The following is a 17,731-nucleotide window of genomic DNA, read 5'->3' on the forward strand; positions in this document are numbered from 1 at the left end:
GCTGAATAGCCGCCGCTATGACTAGCAATGCATGCTCTGGACATAATCCGGCGGCATGCCGTCATGCACTGCAACCGCATCTCAACCCAGGAGAGTCGAAACATGCAGTCAAATTCCGTAATCATCGCAGTGTTGCTTAGTCTGGCCACGCTGGCTGGAGGCCCGGCGACGGCCCAAGCCGTTCCATCCGCGGCGGCGCAACAAGTCGCCGCCCAAGAGCGCGATGCCGCCGCTGCCGCCAGCCGGGGGCTGGCACAATTCGCGCGGCAGACTCTGCAGGACTTCGGCGGCCGGCTGCCGGAAGGCTTCCCGCTGGACGTGGCGAGAGCGGGCGATCTGGCCGCTGCGCGCGTTGGTCCCGGTTTTCCGCTATACAGCGTCGATCCGCAAAAGCTGCTGACCGGCGGCGACATCAGCCAGTTGATGGCGCCTACCGGCAGCTGGCGTTTTGTCATCTACCTGCAGCAGCGGCCGCTTGGCTTGGTGACCGTTGAGCGGGTGGCCGGACGTTGGGAGGCGGTGGCTTATGGCGCGGCCGGATTGGCCAAGAGTCTGGAATCGCTGCAGGCCGCGTACGGTAACGCCGCGCGCAGCAATACCCGCTTTGTCAGGGTGTACCAGGCGCAGGCCGACTTCCTGGAAGTGACGCCGGCCGGCGGCGGCAAGCCCCGCTTCGCCGCGCTGAATCCGGCTTATCAACCGCTGCAGCGCCAGGCCGCCGGCGCAGGCGCCAATGGTCTGCTGGATAGCGCCGATTTCATCGAATCCCTGCGCGCCACGGTGCGCAGCAACCTTTCCAATGTCCGCTGAACCGGGAGAAAGCCATGATGAACAAGGCAATCGGCAAGATCGCGCTGGCGGCGGCGCTGCTGGCGGGCAGCGCTGTGGCGCTGGCGGACAGCAAAGTGCTGAATGTGCCGCTGACGGTGCAGGAGCATAGCCAATGGTGCTGGGCGGGCTCCAGCAAGGGGGTGCTGGGCCTGTATAAACAGACGCCCAGCCAATGCGCGATCGCCAATTGGGCATTCGGCATCAACTACGCCTGCGGCAACAGCAACTTCAACTGGAACAGCGACGCCAACAGCCCCAACAATATGTATGGCGGCGGCGGCAGCCTGCAGGACATTCTCACCCATTGGGGGGTGTCGAACTTCTCCGTCAACGACTACCTGACCTGGGCGCATGTGGTGCAGGACATCCAGGCCAACCGGCCATTCGTGATGCGCTATGGCTGGACCAGCGGCGGCGGGCATTTCATCGTCGGACGCGGCTATCAGACGGGCAGCGGCGGCAATTACATCTATATGATGAATCCGTGGCCGGGCGAGGGCATGACCTATGCCAGCTACAGCAGCGTGGTGTCGGCCAGCGACCATGACTGGACCGACACCCTGCGGATGAATGTAAGCCCTTGAAGCATCGGGAACTGAATAAAGTAAAACGGCAGGCCGCAAGCCTGTCGTTTTACTTTAACGCCGCCGGTATTGTCAGAATTTGCCGGCGAAGCGCAGCGCTTCGGCTGGCGGCTTGCCTGTCAGGAAGTCTTCCACCGCCCGCACCAGTTGCCCGGCTAGTCCGTCTTGCTGGGCATTCACCGGAATCACGTCCAGGCTGCGGGTCCAGGTCAGCTGGCGTTTGGCCAGCTGACGGGTGGCTGCGGTGCCGCGTTCGATGAATTCCTGGCGGTCGTACAGGCCGTCCTGATGCTCCCAGGCCTGGCGGTAGCCGACGCAGCGCATCGATGGCAGGTCCAGCGTCAACTCGGGGTAGGCGGCGCGCAAATGGCTGACCTCATCCAGGAAGCCCTGCTCCAGCATGATTTCGAAGCGTTGGCCGATGCGCTGGTGCAGCCAGCCGCGTTCTTGCGGCACCAATGCCAGCGACAAGCGGCGGAAGCTGGCGCCGGCCTCCTTGCCCTGAGCGAGCAGCTCGGACATCGGCCGTCCGCTCAGCAGGCACACTTCCAGCGCGCGGTGGATGCGCTGGGCGTCGTTGGGGTTGAGTCGCGCGGCGGTGGTCGGGTCCAGTCGGGCCAGACGGGCATGCAGCGCCGGCCAGCCAAGCCTAGCGGCGTCTGCGTCCAACTCCGCCCGCAACGCGGGATCGGCTTGCGGCAGATCCGACAGGCCTTCCAGCAGCGCCTTGTAGTACAGCATGGTGCCGCCCACCAGCAGCGGGATGTTGCCGCGGGTGGTGATTTCGGCTATCAGGCGATTGGCGTCGGCGTGGAACTGGGCCGCCGAATAGCTCTGCAGCGGGCTGATGATGTCTATCAGATGGTGCGGGCAGGCCGCCATCTCGGCGGCGCTGGGTTTGGCGCTGCCGATGTCCATGCCGCGGTAGACCAGCGCCGAGTCGACGCTGACGATCTCCAGCGGGAAGTGGCGGGCCATCTCCAGTGCCAGGCCGGTCTTGCCGGAGGCGGTGGGGCCCATCAACAGGATGGCTTGTGGGGTGTCGCTCATGGAAATACTCGCTGCAATCAGGGGGTGATTGTCGCATAGCCGGCGCGGGCATGCGCAAAAGGCTTGACCTCGCCGCCCAGCTGTTTACGATGGGAGTATCCATCCGGAGAGCATCCAATGAAAATCGAAGCCGCCAGCGAGAGTCATCTGCCAGCATATCGCCGTTATTTCCAGGCCTGCCGCGCAGAGGGACTGGAATACTATCGGGAGCTGGACGGCGATGCCGGGGAATGGCTGCGGCAGTTGCTGCGGCACGCGGAGCGCGAGTCGCTGCCGGAAGGGTGGGTGCCGTATCAGACCTGGTTCCTGGTGACCGGCGAAGGCGAGATCGCCGGCGCGGCCCGTTTGCGGCAGGGCGAGACGGATGTGATACAGGACGAAATCGGCCATATCGGCTTTGAAGTGTTGCCGCCGTGGCGCGGCAATGGCTATGGCCGGGTGCTGCTGCAATATGTGCAGGCATTGGGCCTTTGTCCGGCTTGCGGTACCTGGGTGGTGGTGTGCGACGCCGCCAGCCCGGCGTCCATTCGCACCATAGAGTCCTGCGGCGGCCAGCGGCTGGAGGACATGCCGCAGAAGGATGGCAGGGTGCTCAGGCGTTTCAGTCTGACTTCGCTGGCCGGAATGCTGGATTAGTTTCCCGCGCGGCGAAAAACGTGTAGAATCCGAGGCTTCCCGCGCTAAGCCCCCGTAATTCTCCGGCATCCCGGTTTAATGTCCACCATTACCGATTTAAAATATCTGAAGATCGTGCTGGAAACAGCCTTGTTGACGGCCCAGGAACCCTTGTCGGTTTTCCAGTTGAAAAAGCTGTTCACCGAGGACGTCAAGGCGGCGCTGATCAATGATATTCTGGACGATATCCAGGGTGATTGGCGCGGACGCGGGATAGAGCTGGTCAAGCTGGCTTCCGGCTGGCGCTTTCGCGCACGGGCCGAGTTCACGCCTTATCTCAACCGGCTCAATCCGGAAAAGCCGCCGCGTTATTCGCGGGCGGTAATGGAAACCCTGGCTATCATCGCCTACAAACAACCTGTGACCCGTGGCGACATCGAGGCGATACGCGGCGTATCTGTCTCCACCAACGTGATGCAGGCCCTGCTGGAGCGGGGCTGGATCGAAGTCATCGGTCACAAGGATGTACCGGGCCGTCCCGGCCTGTACGCCACTACGCGCAAGTTTTTGGACGATCTGAGCTTTGTCTCGCTCAACGACCTGCCGCCATTGGCGGAACTGGGCAGCCTGGTGATGCCGGACACCCAATTGCAAGACGACCGCCCCGATGCGGGCGCAGACGATCTCCCCCTCGACGATGAGGCGGACAATTTAGAGCCTGTCGCAGAATAAGTTTTTCTGCCAGTTGCTCCCACGGAAAGAGCAAACACATGTCTACAAAAGGACAACGTACCCACGCGCGCCAGCCGGCTGCTCGTGCCAAAGGTGGTGAAACCGCACAACCGCGTCAGAACGCCGGCCGCAGCCAGGCTCAGGGCCAGCAGCGCCAGGGCAAGCCCGGCGCCGGCTCCCAGCCCCGCTTCCCGCAGCAGGCCGGCAGCGGTCAGCAGCAGAACCGCCGCAACGGCCCGCCCCGCCAGCAGCGCGATGCTAATGGTAATCCGGTGGTGCCGTCGCAGAACGGCGTGCCGCTGTTCAAGCTGAGCCGCCGCGAACAGGAGCAGCAGGCGCTGGCCGCCGCCCGCACCAAGCCGGTGTACACCCGCGACAGCAATGGCGATGTCAATGGCAATGTGGCGTTTGATCACGAACGCCGTTTCGGCAACAAGAACGCCGCCACGCCTGTCGACGGCAATGCCCCCAAGGCGCGCGGCCCCAGGCCGGAAGGCGAGGGCCGCGGTCGTCCGCAGCCGGTGCAGAAGGCCAAGAAGCTGCGTCTGCGCAGCCCTAGCCAGGACATCAAGAGCAAGTCGCAGAAGCTGAAGGAAGTGCGCGTCGATCTGAACGAGATCGAGCCGATTCGCTTGCAGAAGGCGCTGTCCTCGTCCGGCGTCGGTTCGCGTCGCGAAATGGAAGAATGGATCGAGGCCGGCCTGGTTACCGTCAACGGCAAGAAGGCCAGCCTGGGCGACAAGGTCGGCCCGCACGACCGCGTGATGGTCAAGGGCGATGCGATCAAACTGAAATGGCCTGACCGCCTGCCGCGCGTGATCATGTACCACAAGGAAGAGGGCGAGATCGTCACCCGCGACGATCCGGAAGGCCGCGTCACGGTATTCGACCGCCTGCCACAAGCCAAGTCCAGCCGCTGGGTGGCCATCGGCCGCCTGGACGTCAACACCTCCGGCCTGCTGTTGATCACCACCAGCGGCGAGCTGGCCAACCGCATGATGCACCCCAGCTTCGAAGTGGAGCGCGAGTACTCGGTGCGGGTGATGGGCGAATTGACCCCGGAAATCTCGAAGGAGATGGTCAAGGGCGTGGAGCTGGAAGACGGCCCGGCGCGCTTCGACCGCATTTTCCAGACCGGCGGCCAGGAAGAGTCGGCCAACCAGTGGTACAACGTGGTGATCAAGGAAGGCCGCAATCGCGAAGTGCGCCGCATGTTCGAGCATTTCGGTCTGACCGTCAGCCGGCTGATGCGCGTGCGTTTCGGCAATATCGGCCTGCCGCCGCGGCTGAAGCGCGGCCAGTTCTACGAGCTGAATCCGGCCGAAGTGGCCGCGGTGATGAAATGGTCCAATCTGACCGTCACCGGCGGCAAGAAGGCTCCGACCCAGCGCAAGGCCTCGGCGCGCAAGCCGCGGACGCCGCGTCCGGAGTAAGGCCGGCCGTCCTCGAGGATGGCTTGTCCGCTGAAGCATGGGTGATCGCCGGTTGGCGGTTGCCCGTTTTGTTTTTGGGTGGAGACGCGTGGAAGAATTCGATCAGAACGAAACCGGCCTGCCGTTGCCGCTGGAGCCGCGCAGGCTGCGCGCCGCTATCGTCATCATCGAGGGCGGACGGCTGCTGCTGATGCACAGGATCAAGCAGGGCAAGGATTATTACGTGCTGCCCGGCGGCAACATCAAGAAGAACGAAACCCCGGCGATAGCCTGCGTGCGCGAAACGCGCGAGGAGACTGGGCTAAATGTCTGGCTGGGCGACAAGCTGTGCGTGCTGGAAAGCCATAACCGCACCGAGCATGTGTTTGTGGCGCGGGAGCACCGCGGCATGCTGCGCCTGGGCGGGCCGGAGTTGGCGAAGCTGTCGCCGGACAATCATTACGAACTGGCCTGGCTGGATGCCGACGCGCTGAGGAGGGTCAAGCTGCGGCCCAAGTCGCTGCTGCCGTATTGCCTGGCGTTGCTGGAAGGCGGCGACGGCTCCACGCCTCAGGCATAATGAAGCGGGCGCCGGGCGCGGCGACAGTCAATCAGCAGGACGGGAAGAATCATGAGCAAGGCGTTCACCAAGGAAGAAGACCAGGCGGAAGACGAGCTGCCATCCGAGCAGCGGCTGCCGGCATCGAGCAAGAACTACATCACGCCCGGCGGCTGGCAGCGCCTGAAGGACGAGCTGTACCATCTGGTCAACCGCGAGCGACCGGAGATGGTGCAGGTGGTCAACTGGGCGGCCAGCAACGGCGACCGCTCGGAAAACGGCGATTACCTGTACGGCAAGCGCCGGCTGCGGGAGATAGACCGCCGCATCCGCTTCCTGACCAAGCGGCTGGAGATCGCCGAGGTGGTGGACCCGGAAACCCGCGAGGAGACCGACCAGATCTTCTTCTCCGCCACGGTGCTGATCCGGCGCGGCGACGGCAATGAACAGCGGTTGGCGATCGTCGGCGTCGACGAGATCGATCTGCCGCGCGGCCATATCAGCTGGATCTCGCCGATCGCGCGCGCCTTGCTGAAAGCGCGCGAGGGCGACAGCGTGCTGTTCCGCGGTCCGGATGGCGACGAGGATATCGAAGTGCTGGAGGTGAGCTACCGCAAGGTGGAGTGAGCGTCTGGCGCGCCGGTGGCGCGGATGGCAAGAGAAACGGCCCTGTCGTCATCGACCGGGCCGTTTGCTTTACATCGGCATCTGCCGTTCAGGGCAGAATGTGCTCGGACAGCTTGCCGTTGATCAGAAACCAGTCGCGGGTGGCCTTGTCGCCGCAGTCGCCGAAGGCGGTCTGCAACAGGCGCTGTTGCTCGCGGTGCAGGCTTTCCTCCAGCTGCAGGCCTTCCTCGCTCAGGCTGAGCTGCTTGACGCGCTTGTCGTGCGGGGCGGCCTGGCTGCATATCAGCTCCATTTCCAGCAGCTGGCGCAGCGGGATGTTGATCGCCTGCTTGGTCACGCCGAGAAAGGCCAGCAAGTCCTTGACCGACAGCTTGGGATAGCGGGCGACGAAGAACAGGATGCGATGATGGACCCGCGCCAGGCCGCGCTTGGCCAGCATCTCGTCCGGCTTGTTGGTCAGCGCCTTGTAGGCGTAGAAAAAAATTTCCACCGCGGCCCTGGTGTCCAGGCTGGTTTCGGCCTCCTTCATCACTGCGGTCGTGCTCATGATGTTCCCTGTTGGTTGATCTGCTCTGCCTAGCATAAGCGTAATTCTGCCGGCGCGCGGATTTGTCTGGCTACGGAGAATGGCGGATATTCATCGGTATCCGTTTGCTTCTTGTCGGCAAGTTGTTCATGCTCAATCCACGCGGTGGATCGTTGGTCTTGATCTTGTCGGCATGGTGGCGCCGCGCTCAGTCCAGTATCCTGGCAGTAGGGGAATATTTCAATGACATTCTCATGCCCCCGCCGGCCGGCGGGGGCGCAGTGTTGCGGCCGGGGCGCGGCCTATCCGGCCAGGCCGCGTTTTTGCAGCATCGGACCCGCGCTGGGGGCGTGGCCGCAGAAGGCCTGAAAGGTCAGTTGAGGATCGCGCGCGTTGCCGACGCTGAAGATGTGGCGATGCAGGCCGTCGGCCAATCCAGCGTCAAAGGCGTCGCCCTTGGCCTCGAAGACCGCGAACGCCTCGGCCTCCAGCACCTCGGCCCACATGTAGACGTAATAACCCGCCGCGTAGCCGCCGTTGAACAAGTGATTGAAGTGCGGCAGGCGGTGGGCCAGCCCGGCTTCCGGCGGCAGGCCGTAGCGGCGGCAGATTCCGTCTTCGAAGGCGGCGACGTCGTCCACGCCTTCGCCGGCCTGATGCAGCGCCAGGTCCAGCAGCGCGGAGATGGTGTAGCGCACGGTGGCGTAGCCTTGCTGGAAATTCTGCGCCGCCAGGATCTTGGCCACCAGCGCCGCTGGGATCGCCTCGCCGCTTTCGATGTGGCGAGCATGTCGCGCCAGCACCTCGGGCACCAGCGCCCAGTTCTCCAGCAGCTGCGACGGCAGCTCGACGAAATCGCGCAGCACCTGGGTGCCGGACAGGCGCTGGTAGCGCACATTGGACAGCAGGTGGTGCAGGCCGTGGCCGAACTCGTGGAACAGGGTGCGCACGTCGTCGAAGCTAAGCAGCGTCGGGCTGGCCTTGGCGAAGTTGGTGTTGTTGACGGCGATGGGCAGCGAGACGCCGCCATTGCGGCCCTGGGCGCGGTAGACGCTGGCCCAGGCGCCGCCCGACTTGCCGGGGCGGGCGAAGTTGTCGCTGAGGAAAACGCCGACCAGCTCGCCATGCCGGTACACCTCCCAGCCCTTCACGTCGGGGTGGTAGCGCGGCAGGTCGTCGCGGGCGACGAAGCTGAGGCCGAACAGCCGGCCGGCGACGTCGAACATCGCAGCCTGCATGTTTTCCAGGCTGAAATAGGGCTTCACTTCGGCGTCGTCCAGCGCGTAATGCTCCAGCCGCACCTTCTCCGCCAGATGGCGCCAGTCCCAGGGCTGGATGTCTTCGTTCAGCCCCAGCTTGCGCGCCACCGCCTGCAATTGCAGTTTTTCCCGCGCCAGCAGGGCCTTGGCCGGCTCCCACGCTTGTTCCAGCAGGCGGTGGACGGCTTCGGGCGTGCCGGCCATGCGGTCGGTCAGCGCGTAATCAGCGTAGTTGGCGTAGCCCAGCAGCCGGGCTTGTTGCTGGCGCAAAGCCATGATGCGGGTGATCAGCGGGCGATTGTCGCGCTGCGCCTGTTCGCCGCGTCCCACCCAGGCGCGCCAGGCGGATTCGCGCAGGTCGGCGCGGCTGGAGTGGGCGAGGAAGGTGGTGACGGACGAACGCGCCAGCGTGACCGCGTGGCCGTCCAGGCCGCGCTCGCGCGCGGTTTGCGCCGCGGCGGCGCGCAGGGAGGCCGGCAGACCGGCGAGATCGTCCTCGTTGTGCAAACGCAGTACGAATTCGGACTCGTCGGCCAGCACGTTCTGGCCGAATTGCGCGGACAGTCGGGCCAGTTCCGCGCTGGTGTCGGCGAACTCGCGGCGCGCCTCGCCCTGAAGACAGGAGCCGGCCATCACGAAGTCGCGGTGCAGCCGCTGCAGCAGCCGGCGCTGCTCTTCGTTCAATTCCAGCTGCGGCGCTTGCCGCAGCACCGCGTCCAGCCGGGCGAACAGTTTCTCATCCAGATAGATGGCGCCGTGGTGGGCGGCCAGCTGCGGCGCCAGTTCGCGCTCGGCGGCTTGCAGTTCGGCGTCGGAGTGCGAGCTGCGCAGATTGTGGAATACCAGCGATACGCGCTTGAGCGGCAGCGCGGCGGCGTCCAGCGCCTCCACGGTGTTGGCAAAGCTGGCGGGCTCCGCTTGATTGGCGATGGCGGCGACGGCGGCGCGATGTTCGGCCATCAACTGCCGCAAAGACGGAGCGAAGTGTTCGGCGCGGATGGCATCGAACGGCGGCAGTTGGTGCGGGGTGTCCCAGTTTTGCAGCAGCGGATTGCTCATGATGGTTGCTCTGTGGTGAGAGGTGATGGTTGCGCGGAGGGGGCCGCCGCCGGCGGCCTATCGCTTCGTCAAGGCATGGGCGGCGGAAAACATCGCAATTACTGGGACTGGCTGGCGTTCCAGGGCTGGTACTGGATGTCGCCGGGCGTCACCTTGAATTGCTTGCTGATGTGGGCGACGATCGGGTCCCATTGCGCGCGCTGGCTGGTTGGGTAACGGATGCCGAAGGTCATGAACTGGTCGTCCACCAGATAGGTCTTTTGGTAGAAAATCTTGTCGCCCTCGGTGCCGGAAATCACGAACCAGTCTTTCTTGATGGTTTTGAAGGCGATTTTGCGGGGCTGGCCGGATTCGGATGATTGCTTCAAGTCGTCGTGGAATTCGCTTTGTAGCGTGTCTTCGGTGACGTTGTTGATGCCGGATGCGGTCATGACGGTTTGTCCATCCGGCGAAGTGAAGGTCATGCCGTCGCCGTTATCGGATCCTTCGCCCGCGATCAACAAACCCTTGGGAAAGGGCAGGGAGAAGGGAAAACGGCCGTTTTCATAGGTTTCGTAGCGGACCGGGGCAGCCTGTTTGGCTGCGACATGGTCTTGAGGCGCGGCCTGGTGCGTGGGGTGCTGCGATTTCCAGAATAGCGCGCCGATGGCGACGAGGGCAATGGTCGGGAGTAGCCACTTGATGGCATCGCCGATTTTTATTGTCATGCTTGCAGGGTCACGATTAGTTTAATGGAATGGCAATTTTATCCGTTCCGGGGCGCGGCAGGTATGGACCATTCGGGCGCGGTTGATTGCCGCGCGTGGGAAAAGCAAGCGGGCGGGGGAAGATCCGCCCGGCTGGCAGCGGTCTTACACCAGGCCGCGTTTCTTCAGCATCGCCGCGGCTTGGGGATCGCGGCCGCGGAAGGCGCGGAAGGCGGCGCGCTGCTCGCGGGCGTCGCCGGCGCCGTAGATGTAGCGGTGCAGCTTTTCCGCCAATTCCGGATCGAACGGATCGTCCGCCTCTTCAAAGGCGGCGAACGCTTCCGCCTCCAACACTTCCGCCCACATGTAGACGTAGTAGCCGGCGGCGTAGGCGTCGTCGGAGAAGATGTGGCCGAAATGCGGCGGGCGATGGTTCATGCCGGCTTCCATCGGGATGCCCAGCCGTTCGCGCTCGGCGGCTTCGAAGGCGGCGATGTCTATGCCATCCTGGTCGGCCCGCTGGTGCAGCGCCAAGTCTATCAGCGTGGACGCGGCGTAGCGCACGGTTTCGAAACCCTGGTTGAAGTGGCGGGCCGCCTTGATTTTGGCGACCAGCTCGGCCGCGATAGGCGCGCCGGTTTCGGCGTGGCGGGCATGCTTTTCCAGGACTTCAGGCACCAGCGCCCAGTTTTCCATCAACTGCGATGGTAGCTCGACGTAGTCCCATGGGCTGTTGGGGCCGGACAGCAGCCGGTAGTGGACGTTGGACAGCAGGCCGTGCAGGCCGTGGCCGAATTCGTGGAACAGCGTGCGCACGTCGTCGGCGCTGAGCAGGGTGGCGCCCTGGCTCGCCTTGGCGAAGTTGTTGTTGTTGCTGATGATGGGCAGTACTTTGCCGCCGTTGTCGGACTGCGGACGGTAAACGCTCATCCAGGCGCCGCTGCGCTTGCTCGGCCGCGCGTAGTTGTCGCCGATGAACAGGCCGATCAATTCGCCGTTCCGGCTGACTTCCCACAACCGGGCGTCCGGATGGTAGAGCTTGGCGTCATGCTTTTCCTGGAAGCTCAGGCCGAACAGGCGGCCGGCGACGTCGAACATCGCGGCGGTCATATTGTCTAGGCTGAAGTAGGGTTTGATCTCGGCGTCATTCAGCGCATAGCGGGCGATGCGCACTTTCTCCGCCAGGTAGAACCAGTCCCAGGGTTGGAGGTCGGCCGGCTCGCCCAGGCGGACCGCCTCTTCCCGCAGCATGGTTTTTTCCGACTGGAAACGCGCTTTGGCCGGTTCCCACACCTGGGACAGCAGATCGTGGACCGCTTGCGGCGTACCGGCCATGCGGTTGGCGATGGCGTAGTCGGCGAAGTTGGCGTAGCCCAGCAACTGGGCCTGCTCCACGCGCAGCGCCAGTATCTGTTTCGCCAATGGGCGGTTGTCGCGTTCGGCATGTTCGCCGCGGCTGGTCCAGGCGCGCCAGGCCTGTTCGCGCAGATCGCGGCGGGCGGAGTAGGTGAGGAAGGGTACGATGGACGAGCGCGACAGCGTGATGGCGTAGCCCGCCAGTTGGCGCGCCTTGGCGGCACCGCGGGCGGCATCGAGCAGGAAGGGCGGCAGGCCGGCAAGATCGTCCTCAGCCAGTTGCAGCGCGTATTCGGCTTCGTCGGCCAGCGTGTTCTGGCTGAAGGCGGTGGTCAGCTCCGCCAGTCGCGATACCACTTGGGCGTAACGCTGGCGCGCTTCGCCTTGCAGCTTGGCGCCGGCGCGCACGAAGGTGCGATGGATCAGGTCCAGCAGCCGGCTTTGCTCTTCGCTGAGGTCCAGCTGGCCGCGCTGCTGATGCACGGCGTCCAGCCGGGCGAAGAAGCCCTCGTGCATGTAGATGGCGCTATCGTGTTCCGCCAGGCGCGGCGCCATGTTGCGCTCCACCTCCTGCAGTTCCGGCGAGGTGTGCGAGCTGGTCAGATTGTCCAGCAGCAGCCTGGCGCGTTCCAGCCGCTCGCCGCAGCGGTCGAATGCCGCCGCGGTGTTGGCGAAGCTGGGCGCGCCGGCCAAGGCGGCCAGCGCGTCGATTTCGGCCAGGTGTCCGGCGAACAGGACTTCAAAAGCCGGCTCGAAGTGCTCGGCGCGGATCAGGTCGAACGGAGGCAGCTGGTGCGGGGTGGACCAGTCGTGCAGCAAGGGATTGGCGTTCATGGCGCTTGTCTTTGTCGTGGGTGGTGACGGTGATACAGCCCATGACTTTAGCATTGCTTGCGATGCGGACAAACAAAAAAATCCAGTCAGGATGGCGCCTGGATCAGATGTTCTGTCCGATGAGCCACAGCACGCCTGATGGATCCGACAGCTTGAAGTCGCGGGCGGGGACGAAGGCTTTCTGCTTCACGCTGCTCAGTGGGTTCATTTCATTTCCTTGCCATGTGCCGGGTTGAAAAAATCCCGCAGCAGCGGAGCTGGTGCGGGACGGTCTGTCGCGGCTGGCGGGCCTTTTATTGCAGCTTGGGCTCGTCTTCCAGCATGACGACGCCCGGCAGGCCGGAACGGAACACCGCCTGTTGCAGGGTGTCGATCGCCTTCTTGCGGAAGAACTGCTTGCGGGTCACCAGCAGCACCCGCCGCTGCGGCGTCGGCTGGCTGAACGGCACCACCGACAGCAGCGCCTCGTCGCCGGGGCCGACCGAAGTGGCCGGCATCACGGTGACGCCCATGCCGCTGGCCACCATATGGCGTATGGTGTTGAGCGAACTGCCCTGCAAGGTGTTGGCCAGGCTGTTGCCGAAGTGCTGGCGGCCGGACAGCTCGCTGCAGGCCTGCAGCACCTGGTCGCGGAAGCAGTTGCCCTGGGTGAGCAGCAGCACGCTTTCCTCCGCCAACTGGCAGGCATTGACCTGCGGCTGCTTTTCCCAGGGGTGGCCCTTGGGCGTGGCGACGACGAAGGGCTCGTCGTACAAGGGCCAGGCCTCAATGCCGGTTTCCTCGAAAGGATCGGCGACGATGATAGCGTCGACCTCGCCGCGCTTGAGCATTTCCGCCAGCCGCGAGGTGTAGTTCTCCTCCAGGATCAGCGGCATGTCGGGCGCCAGGATGCGCAACGCCGGAATCAGCTTGGGCAGCAGATAGGGGCTGATGGTGAAGATCACCCCCAGCTTCAGCGGCCCGGCCAGTTCGTTCTGGTGTTCGCCGGCCAGCCGCTTGACCGCTTCGGCCTCTTCCAGCACCCGTTGCGACTGCTCGATGATGCGTTCGCCGATTTCGGTGACCGCCACTTCCTGGCCGCCGCGTTCAAACAGCGTGATGCCCAGCTCGTCTTCCAGCTTCTTGATGGCGATCGACAGCGTCGGCTGGCTGACGAAGCAACTCTGGGCGGCGCGGCCGAAGTGGCGCTCGCGCGCCACCGCCACGATATAGCGCAGTTCGGTCAGCGTCATGGTTTAGCGTTGGTGTTCTGGCAGCACGATGTTGACTTCCAGGACTTCGTAGTCGTCCTGGCGCTCAACCTGCACCTTGATGTCTTCCAGGTTGACGGACACGTACTTGGAGATCACTTCCATCAGTTCGCGCTGCAGCGCCGGCAGATAGTCGGGGGCGTGGCGGCCGTTGCGTTCGTGGGCCAGGATGATCTGCAGGCGTTCCCTGGCGATGGCTGCGGATTTCTGGCGCTTGCCAAAAATCATATCGATCAATGACATGACTTAACCTCCAAACAGGCGCTTGAGGATGCCCACCTTGGGGGCGTCCAGGAAGCGCATCGGGCGTTGCTCGCCCAGGAAACGTGCCACTACGTCGGAATAGGCCTCGGCGACATCGGAACCTTTCAGGTGGATGGCCGGAGTACCCGAGTTGGAGGCTTGCAGCACGCTTTGCGATTCGGGAATCACGCCTAGAAGGGGCACCCGCAGGATTTCCTTGACGTCGTCCACCGACAGCATCTCGCCCTTGTCAACGCGGCCCGGCGCGTAGCGGGTGATCAGCAGATGTTCTTTCACCGCCTCGCGGCCTTCCTCGGCGCGCTTGGACTTGGACGACAGGATGCCCAGAATGCGGTCGGAGTCGCGCACCGACGACACTTCCGGGTTGGTGACGATCAATGCCTCGTCGGCGAAGTATAGCGCCATCAGCGCGCCCTTCTCGATGCCGGCCGGGGAGTCGCAGACGATGTATTCGAAGCCGCTGTCGGCCAGTTCCTTCAGCACCTGCTCCACGCCGTCCAGCGTCAGCGCTTCCTTGTCGCGGGTTTGCGAGGCCGGAATGATGTAGAGGTTGTCGCAGTTCTTGTCCTTGATCAGCGCCTGGTTCAGGTTGGCCTCGCCATTGACGACGTTGATCAGGTCGTACACCACGCGGCGTTCGCAGCCCATGATCAGGTCGAGGTTGCGCAGGCCGACGTCGAAGTCGATCACGGCAGTCTTGTGCCCGCGCAGTGCCAGGCCGGAAGCGAAGCTTGCGCTGGTGGTGGTTTTGCCTACGCCACCCTTGCCGGATGTCACAACGATGATTTTTGCCACGGGGCTTTCCTTTGGAAAAATGTGTTACTCGCCGAGCGCGGTCATCACCAGGCGCTCGTTCTCAAGATAGATCTGGGTGGGTTTGCCCAAAATGCTGTCCGGCAGCGCCTGCTCTATGGTGCGGTACACCCCGGCGATGGAAACCAGTTCGGCCTCCATGCTGCGGGTGAAGATGCGGGCGGCCGCATTGCCGCGCGCGCCCGCCAGCGCCCGCCCGCGCAGAGGCGCATAGACGTGGATGTTGCCGTCGGCGATGACTTCGGCGCCGGCGCTCACTACCGCCAGCACGATCAGATCGCAGCCCTTGGCGTAGATCTGCTGGCCGGCGCGCACCGGCCGGTCGATGATCATCGCGCCGGCGGGAACCGCCGCCGCAGGGGTTTCGACGGCGGACTTGGCCTGGGGTTCCTGCGGCGCTTGCGCCGAGCGGGGCAGAGCGGCGCTGCTGGCGAAAGCCAGGCCGAAGCGGCTGGCCATCGCCGCCAGCGAATTGTCCGGATGGCGCAGCGCCACGGCGCGGATGCCGCGGCGGCTCAGCAGCGGCAGCAGCCGGCCCAGATCCAGTTCGGCCGGTTTGGGCAGGGCTTCCACGTCGAGCACGAAGGCTTCCGCCGGCGCGTCGTTGCTGTTGCCGAAGCGCGCGTCCAGCGCCTGGCTCAGTTCGTCCAGGTTGTCAGTGCGCAGCAGGATCGCCAACAGGTCCAGGTTGGCGGATTTGATATCAAAGGCGTTTGCCACTGGGCTCATGGGTAGCTTTTATATGTAGATAGATTTCTTCTATGGCGCGAGTGTACTGGCTTGCCGGCATGCTTTCAATGGCGATGAGTCGGCGGCGGGCGCGGATTGGCGCGGGAGCGGTAGGCGGGGGAGCCGGAGTGCGTCGCCCAAGCAACAGAATCTGTTGCGCTGCAGAAGTGACTGTCCCGATGGTCGGGTGGCGGCTGGGGTGGCTTGTGTAATGATAATGGAATTTTGCCCTGATAAAACCTGATGTAAAATAGCCGCTTAGTTTATTGTGCGGCGCAGCATTTCCTTGACCGAAGTGTTCTCGCTGCGTTACAGTGTGGTTGTTGCGTTGCAGCATGCGCGGAACAACAGTTTTGTTGCTGTATCACTGAGTCGTTGTCTACCCGACATTTTAGGAGCTGATTACATGTTTACCACCACCCAGGAACTCTCCGCCCTCGGTCAGTCACAGTTCGACAAGGCTGTCCGCCTGTCCTCCATCGTGCTGGCCGGCGCCGAACGCTTTGCCAGCCTGCAGCTTGATCTGTCGCGCAAACTGCTGTCCGACAACGCCGAAGCCTTCAAGGCGCTGAGCGAAGTCAAGGACGCCAAGTCGCTGACCGACCTGCAAAGCGGTCTGGCGCAGCCGGCGCTGGATCAGGCATTTTCCGCCGCCCGCCACGTTTACGACGCCGCCTTGGCTACCCAGAACGAGCTGTCCAGCTTTGTCGAAGAGCAGATCGCCGAAAACAGCAAGGCGCTGCAAACCAGTCTGGATCGCTTGTCCAAGAACGCTCCGGCCGGTTCCGACATCGCCGTCGCCGCGTTGAAGACCTTGCTGAACACCTCGACCGTCGCTTTTGAAAGCGTGTCCAAGACCGCCAAGAAGGTCGGCGCCGAAATCGCCGAGGCTGGCGTCGAAGCCGCCACCAACTCGGCCAAGGCCGCCAGCGCCGCAGTTGGTCGCAAGAAAACCGCCAGCAACGCCGCCTGAGCGATACCACTCTGGCTCGAGTGAGGAAACCCGCCGGTGGCGCGCCACCGGCGGGTTTTCATTTTTGCGGCGGCGGATGGGCGGCGAGAATGGCCCCAAGCTGCTCCAGCAGGGCCGGCCAGTTCTGCTGGTCGGGCAAGGCGAGCATGATGGAGCGGGCCAGGTTGGCGGCAAAGTGCTGGGCTGCCGGCGGCAGCGGCGCAGGATAAGGCGGGGTCTGGCCCAGATGTTTCAGCAGATAGGCTTGGGCCAGCTGGCGCAGCCTGTCCGCCAGCTGCCATTGACTGGCCAGCATTTGCTCCCACTGCAGCGCGCGCGGCTGGCCATCCGGCAGTGGCAGCGCGGCGTGGCCGGCATGGAGCAGGGCGGCAAACACCCGCTGGCAGAAGCGCGCGCTATGCGCCGGGCCGCAGTGCAGCCAGCAGCCGGCCTGCGGCGCCAGCGCATCCAACAGCAGCTGCGCGTCTCCCGCCGGCGGGGCGGCGCAGCCCGCCAGCAGCATGAAGCCGTGTTCCGCGGCAAGCGTTTGCCAGTCTCCGGACAGTTCGATGAACGCCAGCCCTTCCGCCTGGCATCGCGCCTGCCTTTGGGCCAGCGGCTGATCGCCGTCCCGGGCCAGATCCAGCCAGCAGTCCGCCAGCGCGATGCCTGTCCAGTCTGACGGCAGGCGCGCAGGAAGGTCGCTCTCGGACGCAGGCGTCAGCCCTCGCGCCTCTAGCCGGCGCAAGAACCAGGGGAGATGGGGAGCGTGTCCCCTGATGCGGTACGAAACAGCCATGTTGATGCCGGTGCGGGCCGCGAGGCGCGGCATGGTTCCTGTTAGAAGCGTGGCAGATGCGGCGGGGTACGGCAAACCATTATCCCGTGGAATGCTGATATTGTGCAATGCAGCATTCGCTGGGCGCAAAAAAACCGGCCATTGGGCCGGTTTGCCGTTTGGGCTGCCGCTTATTTGCCGAAGCGGGCAATGCCTTCCACCAGTTCGGTCTTGGCGTCTTCCTGCGTGCCCCAGCCTTGGATCTTGACCCATTTGCCCTTTTCCAGATCCTTGTAGTGCTCGAAGAAGTGCACCATTTGCAGACGCAGCAGTTCCGGCAGGTCTTCCAGTTTCTGAATCGCCTTGTACATCGGGCACAGTTTTTCCACCGGTACGGCGATGAGCTTGGCATCAACGCCGGATTCATCTTCCATACGAATCATGCCCAGCGCGCGGCAACGCACCACCACGCCCGGCGGCAGCGGGAACGGAGTCACCACCAGCACGTCAACCGGGTCGCCGTCTTCGGACAGGGTTTGCGGCACGAAGCCGTAGTTGGCCGGGTACATCATGGAGGTGCCCATGAAGCGGTCCACTACCAGCGTGTTCCATTCCTTGTCGAATTCGTATTTGATCGGAGCGGCGTTGGCGGAGATTTCGATGACGACGTTGAAGTCGCCCGGCATGTCTTTGCCCGGGCCGATGCTAGCGAGATTCATGGAGCGGAATCCTTGAGTGTTGTTGAACATTATTGAGTGACCGGGCGATTATATCAGCAGCTGCCGAGGATGTGCCGCGAAGGTATAATCGCGGCT

At 63.9% G+C, this 17,731-nt stretch carries 19 protein-coding genes; 8 read left to right on the forward strand and 11 right to left on the reverse strand.

All coding sequences use genetic code 11. The features are described from left to right. The first annotated feature begins 102 nt into the window (after positions 1-102). Together BI347_RS06745 and BI347_RS06750 are read left to right on the forward strand one after the other, a co-directional pair. Complete coding sequence (locus BI347_RS06745) at positions 103-810, forward strand: hypothetical protein (RefSeq protein WP_071115560.1); 708 nt, start codon at positions 103-105, stop codon at positions 808-810. Positions 811-824: 14 nt separating this feature from the next. Further along, positions 825-1,415 carry a C39 family peptidase gene (locus BI347_RS06750; protein WP_239690837.1) on the forward strand — a complete coding sequence of 197 codons (591 nt, stop codon included), beginning with the start codon at positions 825-827 and terminating at the stop codon, positions 1,413-1,415. A gap of 72 nt (positions 1,416-1,487) precedes the next feature. Here BI347_RS06750 and miaA read toward each other — a convergent pair whose 3' ends face one another. Beyond that, entirely contained in the window at positions 1,488-2,465 is a 978-nt protein-coding gene (gene miaA, locus BI347_RS06755) for a tRNA (adenosine(37)-N6)-dimethylallyltransferase MiaA (RefSeq protein WP_071114541.1), read from the reverse strand. Positions 2,466-2,582: 117 nt separating this feature from the next. Between miaA and BI347_RS06760 the strand changes: the two genes are divergently transcribed. From BI347_RS06760 to greB, 5 genes are all read left to right on the forward strand, one after another. Then, positions 2,583-3,101 carry a GNAT family N-acetyltransferase gene (locus BI347_RS06760; RefSeq protein WP_071115561.1) on the forward strand — a complete coding sequence of 173 codons (519 nt, stop codon included), beginning with the start codon at positions 2,583-2,585 and terminating at the stop codon, positions 3,099-3,101. A gap of 78 nt (positions 3,102-3,179) precedes the next feature. Continuing rightward, a complete protein-coding gene (scpB, locus tag BI347_RS06765) occupies positions 3,180-3,812 on the forward strand; it encodes an SMC-Scp complex subunit ScpB (RefSeq protein ID WP_071114543.1) in 633 nt (210 codons plus the stop codon). Between the two features lie 401 nt (positions 3,813-4,213). Beyond that, positions 4,214-5,245: a 23S rRNA pseudouridine(2605) synthase RluB gene (rluB, locus tag BI347_RS06770; protein WP_420837175.1), complete on the forward strand. Its 1,032-nt coding sequence runs from the start codon at positions 4,214-4,216 to the stop codon at positions 5,243-5,245. Between the two features lie 88 nt (positions 5,246-5,333). Continuing rightward, the gene (locus tag BI347_RS06775) at positions 5,334-5,804 is read left to right on the forward strand and encodes an NUDIX domain-containing protein (RefSeq protein ID WP_158020748.1); all 471 of its coding nucleotides are present in this window, start codon (positions 5,334-5,336) and stop codon (positions 5,802-5,804) included. Between the two features lie 51 nt (positions 5,805-5,855). Next, positions 5,856-6,410 (forward strand): transcription elongation factor GreB, encoded by a 555-nt coding sequence (gene greB, locus BI347_RS06780; protein ID WP_071115562.1) that lies wholly within the window; start codon positions 5,856-5,858, stop codon positions 6,408-6,410. Positions 6,411-6,498: 88 nt separating this feature from the next. Here the strand turns inward: greB and BI347_RS06785 are convergent, their stop codons facing one another. The 8 genes from BI347_RS06785 to minC all read right to left on the reverse strand — a co-directional run bounded on the left by BI347_RS06785 (position 6,499) and on the right by minC (position 15,186). Continuing rightward, a complete protein-coding gene (locus BI347_RS06785; RefSeq protein WP_239690838.1) occupies positions 6,499-6,957 on the reverse strand; it encodes a MarR family winged helix-turn-helix transcriptional regulator in 459 nt (152 codons plus the stop codon). Positions 6,958-7,238: 281 nt separating this feature from the next. Then, complete coding sequence (locus BI347_RS06790; protein WP_071115563.1) at positions 7,239-9,254, reverse strand: M3 family metallopeptidase; 2,016 nt, start codon at positions 9,252-9,254, stop codon at positions 7,239-7,241. A gap of 98 nt (positions 9,255-9,352) precedes the next feature. Then, positions 9,353-9,961 carry a hypothetical protein gene (locus BI347_RS06795; protein ID WP_071114547.1) on the reverse strand — a complete coding sequence of 203 codons (609 nt, stop codon included), beginning with the start codon at positions 9,959-9,961 and terminating at the stop codon, positions 9,353-9,355. 144 nt (positions 9,962-10,105) lie between these two features. Next, the gene (locus BI347_RS06800; protein ID WP_071115564.1) at positions 10,106-12,130 is read right to left on the reverse strand and encodes a M3 family metallopeptidase; all 2,025 of its coding nucleotides are present in this window, start codon (positions 12,128-12,130) and stop codon (positions 10,106-10,108) included. Positions 12,131-12,423: 293 nt separating this feature from the next. Further along, the gene (locus BI347_RS06805) at positions 12,424-13,362 is read right to left on the reverse strand and encodes a LysR substrate-binding domain-containing protein (RefSeq protein WP_071114549.1); all 939 of its coding nucleotides are present in this window, start codon (positions 13,360-13,362) and stop codon (positions 12,424-12,426) included. Positions 13,363-13,365: 3 nt separating this feature from the next. Then, positions 13,366-13,623, reverse strand: a complete 258-nt coding sequence (gene minE, locus BI347_RS06810) for a cell division topological specificity factor MinE (RefSeq protein ID WP_011136924.1) — start codon at positions 13,621-13,623, stop codon at positions 13,366-13,368. A gap of 3 nt (positions 13,624-13,626) precedes the next feature. Further along, complete coding sequence (gene minD, locus BI347_RS06815; protein WP_071114550.1) at positions 13,627-14,439, reverse strand: septum site-determining protein MinD; 813 nt, start codon at positions 14,437-14,439, stop codon at positions 13,627-13,629. Between the two features lie 24 nt (positions 14,440-14,463). Continuing rightward, a complete protein-coding gene (gene minC / locus BI347_RS06820; RefSeq protein WP_071114551.1) occupies positions 14,464-15,186 on the reverse strand; it encodes a septum site-determining protein MinC in 723 nt (240 codons plus the stop codon). 406 nt (positions 15,187-15,592) lie between these two features. Here minC and BI347_RS06825 point away from each other — a divergent pair, with 406 nt between their 5' ends. Next, positions 15,593-16,159 carry a phasin family protein gene (locus BI347_RS06825; RefSeq protein WP_071114552.1) on the forward strand — a complete coding sequence of 189 codons (567 nt, stop codon included), beginning with the start codon at positions 15,593-15,595 and terminating at the stop codon, positions 16,157-16,159. Positions 16,160-16,217: 58 nt separating this feature from the next. On the opposite strand, the gene BI347_RS06830 is transcribed toward BI347_RS06825, so the two are convergent. Further along, positions 16,218-16,970, reverse strand: a complete 753-nt coding sequence (locus BI347_RS06830) for a hypothetical protein (RefSeq protein ID WP_071115565.1) — start codon at positions 16,968-16,970, stop codon at positions 16,218-16,220. Positions 16,971-17,107: 137 nt separating this feature from the next. After that, positions 17,108-17,635, reverse strand: coding sequence for an inorganic diphosphatase (gene ppa, locus BI347_RS06835; RefSeq protein WP_071114554.1), 528 nt, complete (start codon positions 17,633-17,635; stop codon positions 17,108-17,110). Between the last annotated feature and the right edge of the window lie 96 nt (positions 17,636-17,731).

The sequence above is a fragment of the Chromobacterium sphagni genome (genome assembly GCF_001855575.1).
Taxonomy (GTDB): domain Bacteria; phylum Pseudomonadota; class Gammaproteobacteria; order Burkholderiales; family Chromobacteriaceae; genus Chromobacterium; species Chromobacterium sphagni.